The following is a 14,152-nucleotide window of genomic DNA, read 5'->3' on the forward strand; positions in this document are numbered from 1 at the left end:
CGCAATAATGACTTACATCACCGCCCTAAAGGACAGTGTTTTTCGTCAAAGGTGATAAAGCAGTTAATACTGATAACGATCAATACATCCCTGCTCTTTACATTCCGCGTCTATCGCTTATACGATCTCAGCTGCAACGACCGAAATTTCAACTAATAACGCTTCACGCGCCATACTCGCTTGTACACATGCGCGAGCAGGTGCATAACCCGCTGGTACCCACGCATCCCAAACTGCATTCATTTCAGCAAAGTCAGTCATCTCTTTAATATAAATCGTTGCTGATAGCATGTGTTCTTTATCACTGCCCGCTTGGGCTAATAAATCAGTTACTTTTGCTAACATGGTTTCAGTTTGCTCTTTGATTCCATACGTTGCATCTGCGCATACTTGGCCACACAAATAAATCGTACCATTGTGCTTAACAATACGACTCATTCTTTGCTTTGTTTCTATTCTCTCTATCATGCTACCTATCTCTCAATCAAATATGCCCAAGGTGGGACTAATGGCAGAATTTTAACTTGTATAGTGAATTTCGTCACCTAAATACATTTCATGTGGTCTAGATGGTACTTCGTTAAGTCGCTGTAACAACAGCGACTTAACATAACGTTATTGACATCTAATCAACTAAATTTTAACATGCGATCGTGAATAAACACTATTAAGGATAATTGAAATTGAACATAATAAAAAGAATTTGTGCCACTATTTTATTATCAGCCTTGGTACCGAATGCTATCGCTGCCACAACGTTTACCTGTGATGATTTGATTGGGAAATGGAAGGCTCCAGTGGGTAATAACCAGACCTTCATTTTTATGAAAATAACGCCATCGACAATCAGTAGTACAGACAGTAAGGTATTTTCAGTACAATATAATACGACGGGTACTGAAAATGTGGATGACTATGAAAATAATAATAATTTATTCTGCTTTGAAGGCCTTAATGACAAGGATGATCCTAAGGGTATAAGGCCCTTAACAGTAGCGTTCGAAAATCTTTATGGTGGGCATTCAATTGGTACTTATAATGATGAACTACAGCAACTATGGGCAGGTTTATTAGCCAAGGATAAAACGAACAAAAAGTTCATTTCTCGAATGGATTCGTTCTGGTTTACCAAAGAACAAAAATAACAACCAACGCCAAGATATAAGTCGACCTGAACAAATGGCGGTAGTATAACCACTTGATCAGGTTTGTTTATTGCTTAATGGCCAAACTCCATTTCCGTAAAATTTTATTTTCGACTTTCGGCTCAATTTGCATGATGGCTTTGTCTAAAATTTTACGCAACATAGCTTGGTCTTTACGCACTCCGAAACGATAGCGGTTCACGTATTTAGTTCGCCCTGATACAGTTAAATTTTTAAGCCCAAGTTTGGCAATTTTGTAACGCAACACAAAAAGTGATTCTATCGTTGCAACAACCTCACCACGAGAGGTTCTTCTCAGTGCATCATCTGTACTGTCGACACGACTCACAATCACTCGAGGGTAGTTGTTACGTAGGTATTCTTCATACACATAACCTTCTACCACGGCCACTGTTTTACCGCGTAATGATTTTAAGTTGCGGATACCATACACATTTTTTTTAGTCGCTAATGCTGCAACAGCTTCAACATAAGGTGCAGTAAATATCAGCCATTGTGAGCGTCTTGGGGTTTGATTGAGAAAAGATAATACATCACACCCCCCATTACGGGTAACGTCTAAACTTTGTTGCCAGGTCTTGGTTTGTCGCACTTTAAATTCGACATCTAACATCGCCGAAAACACCGCTATATAATCAGCAGCAATACCAATATAACCCAGTTTAGGGTCCCACGCTTCGTAAGGCATCCAGTTAGGATCGATACACAACTTTATCGGCGCGCGAGCAGATAGATAGGTACGTTCCTCTGCAGTAAGACGTATTTTATCAATACCCGCATGGGCATAAAGGCTAATACTGGCTAAACTTAGTGAACATAATACAGCGATAATACAGCTCGTTTTTGTCATCGTCTTGCTTACCTCATATGGCGTTTATCCAATATAAGTTAAGACTATAATCGTCTAGCTATCTAGTAAATAACTACAATTAGTCACGTTCATCACTCATTTTAATTACGATAAATTAGCTAAAAGACGTAAACATCCTAAAAATAAATGTCTTTAAGCCTGTGATAGAATTATAATTAAACCCAAATATCACTCGATTAAAATGCCATGAAATATTTAATATTACTCACAGTACTACTGAGCGGCTGCAGTAAGTATCCGTTACAAACGAATTTAGATAAAGATAACTTCACCGAATACTTCTCTATTTCGGGTGTCGAATATTACGCTGCTGACGCACTACAAAATTATCAGATTGAACAACTGGGTTTAGTGGAAGGCGAAAGTTGCCAAACCACCTCGAACCTTCCTCCAGCAGAAGAACAGCAAGCTAAAATTTCCGCCAAACGGAAAGCCGCAGCGCTTAATGCCAATGGTATTATTATTCGTTCATGTATCGCCCCGCCCGCATCTAAAGCCTGCCTTAGCAGTTATGTATGTTATGGCGATGCTATCAATGTAAGTCCTTTAAACCGCAGTAATGACGACAGTTAATAATGAAACTAGAACTCGAATCCGTTGGGATTATCCATACCCCATATAAAGAAAAATTTGCCGTGCCGCGTCAACCTGGTTTGGTTTCCGCGGCTAAAGCACAGCTCATTTTAAGCCCACCATTTGATGAAGCAGATGCCTTACGTGGACTAGAGCAGTTTAGTCATGTATGGCTGATATTTGCTTTCCATGAAACCATGGATAAAGGTTGGAATCCGACAGTACGTCCACCCCGTTTAGGCGGTAATGAACGCTTGGGTGTCTTTGCCACCCGTTCAACATTTCGCCCTAACCCGTTGGGCTTATCGGTAGCGAAACTTGATAGTATTACAATTAAAAATAATCAGTGCATTTTGAATTTATCGGGCATTGACTTGGTCGATGGCACGCCAATTTTAGACATCAAACCTTATGTTCCTTATGCTGACAGTTTACCAGATGCCCAAGCGGGTTATGCCACTGACGCACCCATTGCAGATATGCCTGTCACGTTTGCAGACGAAGCCTTGAATCAAATTGCAGCGCAGAGAAAAAAGCATCCCGAATTACAGGCCTTTATCGCGCAGGTATTAGCTCAAGATCCGCGTCCTGCTTATAAAAAAAATAAGACAACACGCCAAGAATACGGAGTAAAGTTGTATGACTTTAATGTACGTTGGGCAGTTGAAGATAATATCACGACTGTATTTTCGGTCATTAGAACTGATACAATACCTACACTAACGACAGTCATTACACCTGCAAACGAAACTGAATTGGAAAGTACGAATGATTGATTATATTGCTCAGCACAAACGTCGCTTAGCGTGGATGCCGGGCTTATATTACAAACTAAAACCCAAAGCATTAAGTTGGGCGAAAACGTGGCAAGCCGATCTACAAGCTTATGTTATGTCGGTCGAAACCGTGGTGTTTGGTGACGATTGCTTTATTGCTCCCGATTGCCATATTTTTGCAGAGCCCGGCCGTAAGATCACCATGGGCGATAACTGTTTCTTCGCTGCTGCGAGTTTTATTCACGGGCCAATGACACTAGGGAATAATGTTGCGATCAATCACAGCTGCTCATTGGACGGGGGTAAAAATGGCATTATCATTGGTGATGATACCCGCATTGCCAATAACTGCCGTATCTATGCCTCTAATCACGGTATGCATCCTGACCGCGTTATTTGGCAGCAAGCCTCAACCTCCCAAGGCGTGATTATAGGTAAAGACGTTTGGATTGGGGCTAACGTGGGAATTGTCGATGGCGTGACGATTGCAGATAATGCTGTGATTGGTATGCAGAGTATCGTAACGAAGGATGTACCACAATGGGCAATAATGGCTGGAAATCCCGCGCGTCAAATTGGCGACAGACGGGATAAAAAAAACAGTCTGCTAAAACAAATACAGACCGCGTGACGGTCTGTATTTTCTCTATATTGTTAATTTTAACAGGCTTATAAGAAGAACAGACGCCATAACCAGTTCGAATCTAAATCTTCTTTACAGGTACGATACTGACCCGCATATTTCAACGAACGCTGGTTTACTTTCTTCGCCACTTTCTTCAACCACGGTTTTTTGTTATAGGTTTTACGCTTATAACCACCCCAACCTTCGTGGTAATTCAAGTATTGCTTCTCGGCATCCCATTTAGATACACCGTTGATTTTTTGAGATTTATTAATAAACCATCCCATAAAATCCATGGCGTCATGAAAATCAGAACGGCTTGACCAGCTATTTCCCGTTTCCTTCACGTAATCACCCCAGGTCACCGTTTTTGCTTGGGCATAACCATAGGCAGAACTTGCGCGTCCTGTCGGAATGATCCACCAATACTGCATTGGCGGCTGGGCATTATGCTTAAATGAGCTTTCTTGATACATCATCGCCATGGGCACATGCACAGGCACGCCCCATTTGTCTTTACTGTCGATGGCCGCTTCATACCAATCGTATTTTTCAATAAATATATCACAAATATTTTCCGGATTACGAGGTTGTGACGAGCAACCAAACAATACGCTGCCGACTATTATAAGTGCAGCTAATCTCAGTGTTTTTTTCATTTTAAGTAGCACAAATCCAATTTTGACAGCCAGTATATGGCCTACTAGAAACGAATAAAAGGACACCAGTCAAAAATAAATAAAACTAATCACGAACTTTTACTGTTTACTCAGGCGTCGCCCTGTTAAAATCGCGCTCTTATATCGATTTTATTAGTAAATAAAGGAACGTTATGCGTAGCAGCAATTACTTGCTTTCAACTTTGAAAGAAACTCCAAATGACGCTGAAGTAATTAGCCACCAGCTAATGCTTCGTGCAGGTATGGTTCGCCGTCTGGCATCAGGCTTATACACTTGGTTACCGACAGGCTTACGAGTTTTACGCAAAGTAGAAAACATCGTACGTGAAGAGATGGACAAAGCAGGTGCTGTTGAAACCTTAATGCCTGTAGTACAACCTGCAGACTTATGGCATGAAACGGGTCGTATTGAGCAGTTTGGTCCAGAATTGCTACGCATCAAAGACCGTCACAACCGTTCTTTTGTTTTAGGTCCGACACACGAAGAAGTGATCACCGACATCGCACGTAAAGAGATCAACAGCTACAAACAACTGCCGTTGACCCTTTACCAGATCCAAACTAAATTCCGTGATGAAGTTCGTCCTCGTTTCGGTGTGATGCGTTCACGTGAATTCATCATGAAAGATGCGTATTCTTTCCATATATCTGATGAATGTCTAAATGATACATACAACAAAATGCACCAAGCATATTGCAACATCTTCGAACGTATTGGTTTAGAGTACCGTCCTGTACTTGCTGATACGGGTTCAATTGGTGGTGCTGTATCTCACGAATTCCACGTACTTGCAGAAAGCGGCGAAGACGATATCGTATTCTCTGACGGCAGCGATTACGCAGCAAACATCGAGAAAGCAGAAGCACTAGCACCTGCTGGCGATCGTCCTGCAGCAACGCAAGCATTAACGGTTGTTGATACGCCAGATACTCACAGCATCGAAGACGTTTGCAAATTATTAAGCGTTGACGCAACACAAACAGTGAAAACACTGCTTGTAGCTGCTGAGGCAGAAAAAGGCGAAGTACAAGGCGTTGTTGCACTTGTACTACGTGGCGATCACGACCTAAACGAAGTGAAAGCAGAGAAAATTGCGGGTGTTGCTTCTCCGTTAACATTTGCAAACGAAGAACAAATCCAAGCCGCAGCAAACTGCGATGCAGGTTCTATCGGTCCTAAAGGTCTGAACTGCCCTGTTATTGTTGATCGTTCTGCAGCACACCTAGCAGACTTTGTTTGTGGTGCTAACGTTAATGGTCAACACATGACTGGCGCTAACTGGGATCGTGATATTGCAGAATACACAGTTGCAGATATTCGTAACGTGGTTGAAGGTGAACCAAGCCCATGTGGTAAGGGCACACTGTCAATTAAACGTGGTATCGAAGTAGGTCACATCTTCCAACTTGGTACTAAATACGCAGAAGCAATGAACGCTGGTGTATTAAACATGCAAGGTAAACAGCAAATCATGACAATGGGTTGTTATGGTATTGGTGTTTCTCGTATCGTTGCAGCAGCAATCGAGCAGAACAACGATGAAAACGGTATTATCTGGAACGAGTCAATCGCACCATACAAAGTATCTATCATCCCTATGAACATGCACAAATCAGCAGAAGTTAAAGAAGCAGCTGAGAAAATCTATGCTGACCTTCAAGCTGAAGGCATTGAAGTATTGTTTGATGATCGTAAAGAGCGTCCAGGTGTTATGTTTGCTGATTCAGAACTTATCGGTATCCCGCACAACATCATCATCGGCGATCGTAGCCTGAAGAATGGCCTAGTTGAACATAAACTACGTCTAACAGGTGATAAAACGGAAGTTGCAGTTGCTGACATCGTAGCGCACGTTAAAAGCCTACTAGCATAAGCTAATACGCAATTAACTAACTTCGGTTAAGTGAACAATCAAAGCCAAGCATCTGCTTGGCTTTTTCGTGTCTGAAAGCCTAACTTACTCTTTAATTAATCATAATTATGATATTTTGAATCACTCAAAGCTAATAATTTAAATGAGCACAATGTATTGATTTATAAAATAGTTTAAACTTACCTTTTAGTTTCACTGTCATTTAAATAAGCATTTAGTCGTTAAGTGAAAGCAGTCAAAAATAAAGGTCATCACCATGAAACGGATTTTCACCCCTCTTTTAATAATGTTAAGCATGTTGTCATTCAACAGTTGGGCAAATAACGGCGTCTTAAAGCGCGCTTATCAATCACAACAAAGTGATATTCAAGTTAAGGGCTCTGGCAAGGTGACGCGAATATTACCTGATGATAATGACGGTTCTCGCCACCAAAAATTCATCCTACGTTTGAACAACCACCAAACCATATTAATCGCACATAACATTGATTTAGCCCCCCGCATTAAGAATTTAAAAGTCGGCGATGTAGTGCAGTTCTACGGTGAATACGAGTGGAATAGCCGAGGTGGGGTAATTCATTGGACGCATCGAGACCCGCGTAATAATCATCAACATGGTTGGTTGAAACACCAAGGTCGGATTTATAATTGATTTAACGCCCGCTATCATCTAAAAACCTCCTTATCTCATCGCATTAATTTGGCGAAGCAGTGAGTCTTTAACAATAATTAATAGAGGATATTTCATCTTTGGTTAAACAGAACTTTATCTATGGATTTGGGTTGTTATGGCAGGGACTAAACAAGGACTATTATTGACAGGTGGTGGCGCAAGGGCTGCGTATCAAGTCGGTGCGCTAAAAGCCATTGCGGAATTTTATCCCCGTAATCACGGTACACCTTTTAAAGTCATCACTGGTACATCAGCAGGGGCCATCAACAGTTGTGCGATAGCTTGCTACGCCAGTTGCTTTCGCTTAGGCGTTAAAAAGCTCGAATACATCTGGAATAACTTCCATCCCAATCAAGTATTTCAATGCAGTTTTAACGAAATATCACGGCACTTGTTACTTACCTTTTTATCACGATTCCAGTCGCCTCATGTGGTGCGCCAACCGGTATCCCTATTTAACAACAAGCCCTTGCATAAACTGCTAGATCGTTATTTGGATATGCGTCGTATCGACATTAACATTCAACGCCAACACTTAGATGCGATTTCGATCACCGCGTCTGATTATAGCAACGGTGATTCCATCAGCTTTTTTCAAGGTAATCAGCAATTACAAGAATGGCAACGCGCCCGTCGCAGTGGGTTACGAACACAGTTACACGCCCACCATTTATTAGCGTCTTCCGCTATCCCTTTGGTCTTCCCTTGTACCCAAATAGGCCATGATTTTTATGGTGATGGTTCAGTACATCAACTATCGCCACTAAGCCCCGCTATCCACCTTGGGGCAGAGAAGTTACTGGTGATCGGTGCAGAACAACCTCCGCAAAAATTCAAACCTGGAGAATTACGCCAGACTCCATCCGGAGCCGATATCGCAGGGCATCTACTCGATACCGTTTTTACCGATACCTTAAACTCTGACATTGAGCGGTTAAAGCGTATTAATGACACCCTAACGTTAACTCCAGAATCACAACAATCAACGTTAAATATAAAACAGATTGGCTTATTCCACTTAGCCAATGAACATGATATTAATGCCATTGCCGATGAATACTTTTACGAATTACCCATCACCATCCGAACGCTATTACGCACCATCGGGGTAAATGAACACAGCCATTCTTCAATTACGTCCTATCTGATGTTTGAGCAAAACTATACGCGTGAATTAATGCGCTTAGGCTATCAAGATGTATTAAAACAAGAGCAGGAATTAAGGGCTTTTTTAAATATATAATCTAGCCAGCCCAACCACCTAACAAACAATGTTCCGCCCGCTTTACATAACGAGAAGGCCCACAAACCAGTACCACATCACCCACTTCAAAAATAAAGTCTTGATGAACTTGAGTCAACTCAATTCCTTGTCGGCGCACAGCACGGCAACTGACTTCTTTTAATTTCACTTCTGCGACTGTTTTACCAATCGCGTAAGCACCAAACTCCAGCCGGATCGCGTGTAACCGTTCTAACGCTTCACTTTCTTCAAAAGACACATTGCTTTCACCACCAAAATAAAAGCCGTGTAAATGGTTATAATGCCCCTTTCGTTCATGCTGCAAGCGTTTCAAAATACGTTTAATAGGTACGCCTGAAATAGCCAATACATGCGATACCATCATTAAACTCCCTTCTAAAGATTCAGGCACCACATCTGTCGCCCCCGCATTATGTAGCGTCTGTATATTGGAGTCATCGGTAGTACGCACTAATACCTTCGCATCGGTTAATGGTTTAACGACCTTTAACAACTCAATGGCTTTCTCGGTATCGTTGAACGTGATAATAATCGACTTGGCTTTCTCGGCACCTAACATCATTTGAATTTCACGGCGACTGGCATCACCAAATTCAATTTTTTCACCACCATTTAAGGCTTCTTGCACACGTACAGGATCACGATCGATAACAGTATAAGGGATGCCTTCTATTTTTAAAAAACGCGCGATAGTTTGCCCGCTGCGGCCATAACCACAAACAATCACATGATCACTGTATTGCCCAGGAAGTGGTGGTGACAGTCCGCTTTTACGTTTAGGTTTAGACTGAAATAATAACCGCCGCACGATCCCCTGATGGCACTCAATGAGCCAAGGTGTCATCGCCATACTAACCACCCCAACGCCAACAAGGGTCGAAATTAACGGTAAAGGTAATAATGCCAATTTACCTGCTAACGCCAATAAAACAAAACCAAATTCCCCCATTTGCGCTAATACTAATCCTGTACTGAGGGCATTACTGCTACTTTCTCCTAGCCATTTGGCGAGTATAAACACCAGTATAATCTTACTTAACATCATCACCACAAGCACTGTGATTAAACGAGGCCAATCCGCAAGTAAACTAGGTAAATTCAACAACATGCCTATGGTAATAAAAAAAAGTCCCATTAATACATCACGAAATGGACGGATATCAGCTTCGAGTTGATGACGATAAGGCCCCTCACCTAACATCATCCCAGCTAAAAAAGCCCCCAGAGCCATGGATAAGCCTAACCAATGAGTCATAAACCCTGCGATTAAGGCCACTAATAATGTCGACATGACAAAAAGTTCATCAGAACGGATTAAAGCTATCTCTTTAAACAAGGTTGGTAATATCCAGCGTCCCACAGATAAGATCAAGAATACCGCGAATAGACCCTTGACCATTGCCCAACCCATTTGTTCGGCAATCAGCATGACATCGCCACTTTGTTGCGCCAACAGAGGGATCATAATAAGGAAAGGCACCACCGCGATATCTTGGAATAACAGCACACTGATCGAAAGCTTAGATAAGCGACTATTCAGTAATTTCGATTCAGCTAACTGCTTGATCACAATCGCAGTGGATGACATTAACATCGCAGATGCGACGACAAATGCTTGTGCCCAATAGAGCGAAGCAAACAATCCAAGTAGCATAAATAGCACGCCGACACTCAGTACTTGCCCACCACCAAGCCCCAGTACTAAATGTCGCATCGACAATAAACGCGGCAGTGAGAACTCTAAACCTAATGAGAACATGAGGAAAACAACACCCAATTCGGCAAACAGTTCAATATCAGCTTGTTCAACAATTAATTGAAAGCCATAAGGCCCAGCAATCATACCCGTAGCAAGGTACGCGAGAATAGGCGATAAGTGAATACGTTGGAATAACGCCACTAATGCAACCGCAAGGGAAAGTAATTGAATGATATCAATAAACAAATTATTTTCCTCCTTAAGCAGTTACATGAACGTCATCAATAGCCTGACTAAGATAATAAAAACAATGCCACTAAAGAATATGTACTAGCTCCCGATTTAACACGTTGACCAAAGAATCAATAACAAAAATCCGCATTAATTAACCATTAAAATCTTTAAATATGGTACACAATATGCATGCTTTAAAATCACACTAGACTAGTGATTTTTTTGACTGAGGTTAAAATGGATAATTTAAGCATCATAAACGCCCCCAAAATGCATACTAATTATGGGCTTACTTCGCCAAAGCGACAACAGAAGTTAAGCTTGGCACAAACCATTGCCACGTTAAAAAAATTACAAACTAGCCTAGACGTCAACTCTTTGTTACATAACTTTGCCGCAATAGCGGCACAGCATGTCCGCTTTACCGGTTTAAGCTTTACTGAGGCAGCTAACAATATCCAATTAAAGACTGACTGTACCGCCGTTTTCCAACAAAACTATCATTTGACGGCACAAGGTAAAGATTTGGGATCGTTGGTATATAGCTCAGTCAAACCATTACAAATTAATGAACTCAGCGTATTAAAAGAATTACATCAACTGTTGGTCACTAATCTCATGCACGCCTTAATGCTACAAGAAATGCAAATTAGGATCATGAAAGATCATTTAACCGGTTTAGATAATCGCGCGAGTTTTGATGAAAACATTCAGCGTTCTTATAGCCAATGCCAGCGTCATCAATCCAACATGGCATTATTGATTACTGACTTAGATGATTTCAAACGTATCAATGATACTTATGGCCACCAATTTGGTGATCGTATTTTGAAACATTATGCGCGCGTATTACAGCGTAGTATCCGTAATAGTGATGTCGCATTCCGATTAGGTGGCGATGAATTTGCAATTATCTTGCAGCCAGCATCAGAACAATCAACTCGCTTAGTCGTAGAGCGTATTAACTCTGAAATTAAGAATGACTCACTACTGAGCGAATTTCAGATCACCTCTGCAATTGGTTCGGCAACGTGGCGAACAGGTGAAACGATCGAGAGTTTATTTAAAATAGCCGATGAAGACCTGTATAACAGTAAATTAAACATCAAATAAAAAGCTCACCAAACTAGGTTTGATGAGCTTTGTTAAGTATAGAACAAAATGTACTATTTATTTTTACCGTTACAACGTATTATTTCTTACCATTAAATCGTAATAGTCTTAATGCATTAGCTGTAACAAGTGCAGTGGCCCCTGAGTCCGCTAAGATAGCAACCCACAGTCCTGTGAATCCAAGTAATGTCGTCACCAAAAATACAGCTTTAAGTCCAACCGCCAAGGTAATATTTTGTTTAATATTAGCCAATGTCTCCTGACCAAGCTCAACCATGTATGGCAATTCAACTAATCGGTTATGCATTAATGCTACGTCTGCCGCTTCTAACGCTACATCGGTACCACCGCCCATCGCAATACCAAGTTTTGCACGCTTCATTGCTGGCGCATCGTTAATACCATCACCCACCATTGCCGTATCTTTATCTTGGTTAAGTTCACCAACAATACGTGATTTATCTTCTGGTAATAGTTCGGCACGATATTCCATGCCTAGCGAATCGGCGATTACTTTCGCTGTACGGCGGTTATCGCCCGTTAACATCACGGCATTAATACCGAGTTTGTGCAATTTATCTACCGCTTCGCGCGCATCTTCACGAATACTATCTGCCAATGCAACTAAACCAATGACGACCTCATTTTGCAGCACCACCACCGTGGTATTCCCGCTATTTTCGAGGTTTACAATAGCACTACGAACCTCTGGAAGTTGCGCTAGCTGTGCGGTCATGTGATGTGGGGCTAATAACTTAATTAACTGTGCAGACTCACCCAGTTGTACTTCACCTTGCACACCCAAGCCCGCTAATGTCTGGTCATTACTAACCGCTAACAAAGCGACTGATTTTAGTTTCGCATGCGTCAATATCGCTTTTGCTAATGGATGATTCGAGGTTTGTTCAATACTCGCAGCAAGCTGTAATACCTTATTTTCATCATCAATAAAGCTAACGATGCTAGTCACTTCGGGTACACCCTGCGTTAATGTACCGGTTTTATCAAAGGCAATTTGTTGGATACGGCCAATCTGCTCTAGCGCTGCACCACCTTTCACTAATACGCCACGTTTACTGGCTGCAGAGAGTGCAGATGTCACTGCGGCAGGTGTAGATATGACTAAGGCACAAGGACAAGCAATCAGTAACAAGGTTAACCCTTTATATACCCACTCAGTCCAATCGCCGCCAAACAATAATGGTGGCACAATCACAACAACTAATGCTAATAACATCATTGCAGGTGTGTACCAACGACTGAATCTATCAAGAAAACGTTCGATTGGTGCTTTATTTTCTTCCGCTTCTTCAATCAGATGTAAAATACGGTCAATCGCATTATTACCTGGTTCTGACACAACACGTAATTGCGCAACACGGTTAACCGCTAAGCTACCCGCCATCACAATATCGTCGCTCTGATGTTCAACAGGTACTGACTCACCAGTTAATGCACTTTCGTCAAAACTAATGCCAGAGGCAAGTAACGCACCATCAGCCGGTAGGCGATCACCCGGTTTAATTTCAATCACATCGCCCGGTTGTAAGTCACTGGCAGCAACTAATACCCGTTTATCACCCACAATTTTCGTTGCTTCTTCGGGCACTAATGACATTAATGATTTAACGCCTTTACGTGCTTTACCTGCGGCAAACGATTCCAGTTTTTCACCGATCATAAACAGCACTAATACCATCGCAGATTCAGCAGTCTCCCCTAAAATAAGGGCACCCACTGTCGCGACAGACATGAGGGTTTCGATTGCGAACGGGGTTCCAGAGCGTGCTAATTTAATCGAACGATTAATCACTGGGATCACGCCAAATACACTGGCGAAGGTAAACAGCCACTGACTTGCATCGCTATTTACTTGGGTTAGGAGTGCGGCAATCACAATCGCACTGATCAAGGTGATGGCATGCCAATGTTCACGGAGGCTCTGTGTAAGTGACGTGTTTTCTTCGCTGTCGGGTGTCTTTTTACCGACTTGTTGTAACTTGAATCCCGCGTTAATAACGGCGTCATTGATTTGTTGCTTGATACTTTCAGTCGTACTGCTATTACTGTCTTGTTCGATATCAACAAGCAGTTTTTCGGTCGCGAATGCAACGCGACATTGGGTAACTTGTGGTAATGCTTGAACGGCTTTTTCTACTTTACCGGCACAACTTGGGCAGTCCATGCCAGTCACTAACCAGGATAAACGGGTCGTTAAACTACTGGACTCGGGTTCCTCATCGTCAGGCGAAATCTCATTTGATTCAGAATGTGCACAACAAGCATCATTGCTGCTGGCCTTGTGTTCATCTGCATGTTGGTGCTCGTGTACGTGTGTTTTGCTGTGATCGTTAGCACAACATCCTTGATTTACTTTTGGCGCAGTCGCTGTTGCAGCGTTACCGTTACATGACATAAGTTTATCCTCGTAAATAGAATTGAATTGATAGTTAAGCGTTCAAGCAAATCAACTATCATATTAATATACGTTCATATTAAATTTCATTCAAGTGTATTTACAAAAAAAAGCTAATCCACTCATTATTTTTAACGATAAGTGGATTAGCTCTCATTTTCTTAGCCATCATGTTTTAAGTATTAATA

General features: G+C 41.8%; 13 protein-coding genes. 8 read left to right on the forward strand and 5 right to left on the reverse strand.

Annotation, left to right across the window (positions count from 1 at the left end):
- Positions 1-117 precede the first annotated feature (117 nt).
- Positions 118-468, reverse strand: coding sequence for a RidA family protein (locus tag AKG98_RS21175; RefSeq protein WP_067050940.1), 351 nt, complete (start codon positions 466-468; stop codon positions 118-120).
- A gap of 215 nt (positions 469-683) precedes the next feature.
- Between AKG98_RS21175 and AKG98_RS21180 the strand changes: the two genes are divergently transcribed.
- Positions 684-1,145, forward strand: a complete 462-nt coding sequence (locus tag AKG98_RS21180; protein WP_067050944.1) for a hypothetical protein — start codon at positions 684-686, stop codon at positions 1,143-1,145.
- Between the two features lie 67 nt (positions 1,146-1,212).
- Here AKG98_RS21180 and AKG98_RS21185 read toward each other — a convergent pair whose 3' ends face one another.
- Positions 1,213-2,016, reverse strand: a complete 804-nt coding sequence (locus AKG98_RS21185) for a transporter substrate-binding domain-containing protein (RefSeq protein WP_067050947.1) — start codon at positions 2,014-2,016, stop codon at positions 1,213-1,215.
- A 207-nt stretch (positions 2,017-2,223) separates the two neighbouring features.
- Here AKG98_RS21185 and rcsF point away from each other — a divergent pair, with 207 nt between their 5' ends.
- Genes rcsF through AKG98_RS21200 form a run of 3 tightly spaced genes read left to right on the forward strand, consistent with a single transcriptional unit; the run spans position 2,224 to position 4,017 of the window.
- On the forward strand, positions 2,224-2,610 hold the full coding sequence (gene rcsF / locus AKG98_RS21190; protein WP_067050950.1) for an Rcs stress response system protein RcsF: 387 nt from the start codon (positions 2,224-2,226) through the stop codon (positions 2,608-2,610).
- Between the two features lie 2 nt (positions 2,611-2,612).
- A complete protein-coding gene (gene tsaA / locus AKG98_RS21195; RefSeq protein WP_067050954.1) occupies positions 2,613-3,386 on the forward strand; it encodes a tRNA (N6-threonylcarbamoyladenosine(37)-N6)-methyltransferase TrmO in 774 nt (257 codons plus the stop codon).
- Positions 3,379-4,017 carry a DapH/DapD/GlmU-related protein gene (locus AKG98_RS21200; RefSeq protein ID WP_067050957.1) on the forward strand — a complete coding sequence of 213 codons (639 nt, stop codon included), beginning with the start codon at positions 3,379-3,381 and terminating at the stop codon, positions 4,015-4,017. The genes tsaA and AKG98_RS21200 overlap by 8 nt, the downstream gene beginning before the upstream one ends.
- 38 nt (positions 4,018-4,055) lie before the next feature.
- Here the strand turns inward: AKG98_RS21200 and AKG98_RS21205 are convergent, their stop codons facing one another.
- The gene (locus AKG98_RS21205; protein WP_067050960.1) at positions 4,056-4,670 is read right to left on the reverse strand and encodes a hypothetical protein; all 615 of its coding nucleotides are present in this window, start codon (positions 4,668-4,670) and stop codon (positions 4,056-4,058) included.
- Positions 4,671-4,843: 173 nt separating this feature from the next.
- Between AKG98_RS21205 and AKG98_RS21210 the strand changes: the two genes are divergently transcribed.
- The 3 genes from AKG98_RS21210 (at position 4,844) to AKG98_RS21220 (ending at position 8,481) form a co-directional block, all read left to right on the forward strand.
- Positions 4,844-6,565, forward strand: a complete 1,722-nt coding sequence (locus AKG98_RS21210) for a proline--tRNA ligase (RefSeq protein ID WP_067050965.1) — start codon at positions 4,844-4,846, stop codon at positions 6,563-6,565.
- Between the two features lie 256 nt (positions 6,566-6,821).
- Positions 6,822-7,217, forward strand: a complete 396-nt coding sequence (locus AKG98_RS21215; protein WP_067050968.1) for a DUF3465 domain-containing protein — start codon at positions 6,822-6,824, stop codon at positions 7,215-7,217.
- Positions 7,218-7,353: 136 nt separating this feature from the next.
- Complete coding sequence (locus AKG98_RS21220) at positions 7,354-8,481, forward strand: patatin-like phospholipase family protein (RefSeq protein ID WP_067050971.1); 1,128 nt, start codon at positions 7,354-7,356, stop codon at positions 8,479-8,481.
- A 1-nt stretch (position 8,482) separates the two neighbouring features.
- On the opposite strand, the gene AKG98_RS21225 is transcribed toward AKG98_RS21220, so the two are convergent.
- The gene (locus AKG98_RS21225; protein ID WP_067050974.1) at positions 8,483-10,447 is read right to left on the reverse strand and encodes a monovalent cation:proton antiporter family protein; all 1,965 of its coding nucleotides are present in this window, start codon (positions 10,445-10,447) and stop codon (positions 8,483-8,485) included.
- Positions 10,448-10,672: 225 nt separating this feature from the next.
- Here AKG98_RS21225 and AKG98_RS21230 point away from each other — a divergent pair, with 225 nt between their 5' ends.
- Complete coding sequence (locus AKG98_RS21230) at positions 10,673-11,548, forward strand: GGDEF domain-containing protein (protein WP_067050977.1); 876 nt, start codon at positions 10,673-10,675, stop codon at positions 11,546-11,548.
- A gap of 79 nt (positions 11,549-11,627) precedes the next feature.
- Here AKG98_RS21230 and AKG98_RS21235 read toward each other — a convergent pair whose 3' ends face one another.
- A complete protein-coding gene (locus AKG98_RS21235) occupies positions 11,628-13,964 on the reverse strand; it encodes a zinc/cadmium/mercury/lead-transporting ATPase (protein ID WP_067050979.1) in 2,337 nt (778 codons plus the stop codon).
- Positions 13,965-14,152 lie beyond the last annotated feature (188 nt).

The sequence above is a fragment of the Moritella sp. JT01 genome (assembly GCF_001574435.1).
Classification (GTDB): Bacteria; Pseudomonadota; Gammaproteobacteria; order Enterobacterales; family Moritellaceae; genus Moritella.

Coding starts and splice junctions, on each gene's coding strand:
- rcsF (WP_067050950.1), top strand. CDS start 2,224: ATGAAATATTTAATATTACTCACAGTACTACTGAGCGGCTGCAGTAAG.
- AKG98_RS21220 (WP_067050971.1), top strand. CDS start 7,354: ATGGCAGGGACTAAACAAGGACTATTATTGACAGGTGGTGGCGCAAGG.
- AKG98_RS21215 (WP_067050968.1), top strand. CDS start 6,822: ATGAAACGGATTTTCACCCCTCTTTTAATAATGTTAAGCATGTTGTCA.
- AKG98_RS21200 (WP_067050957.1), top strand. CDS start 3,379: ATGATTGATTATATTGCTCAGCACAAACGTCGCTTAGCGTGGATGCCG.
- AKG98_RS21230 (WP_067050977.1), top strand. CDS start 10,673: ATGGATAATTTAAGCATCATAAACGCCCCCAAAATGCATACTAATTAT.
- AKG98_RS21185 (WP_067050947.1), bottom strand. CDS start 2,016: ATGACAAAAACGAGCTGTATTATCGCTGTATTATGTTCACTAAGTTTA.
- AKG98_RS21205 (WP_067050960.1), bottom strand. CDS start 4,670: ATGAAAAAAACACTGAGATTAGCTGCACTTATAATAGTCGGCAGCGTA.
- AKG98_RS21175 (WP_067050940.1), bottom strand. CDS start 468: ATGATAGAGAGAATAGAAACAAAGCAAAGAATGAGTCGTATTGTTAAG.
- tsaA (WP_067050954.1), top strand. CDS start 2,613: ATGAAACTAGAACTCGAATCCGTTGGGATTATCCATACCCCATATAAA.
- AKG98_RS21210 (WP_067050965.1), top strand. CDS start 4,844: ATGCGTAGCAGCAATTACTTGCTTTCAACTTTGAAAGAAACTCCAAAT.
- AKG98_RS21235 (WP_067050979.1), bottom strand. CDS start 13,964: ATGTCATGTAACGGTAACGCTGCAACAGCGACTGCGCCAAAAGTAAAT.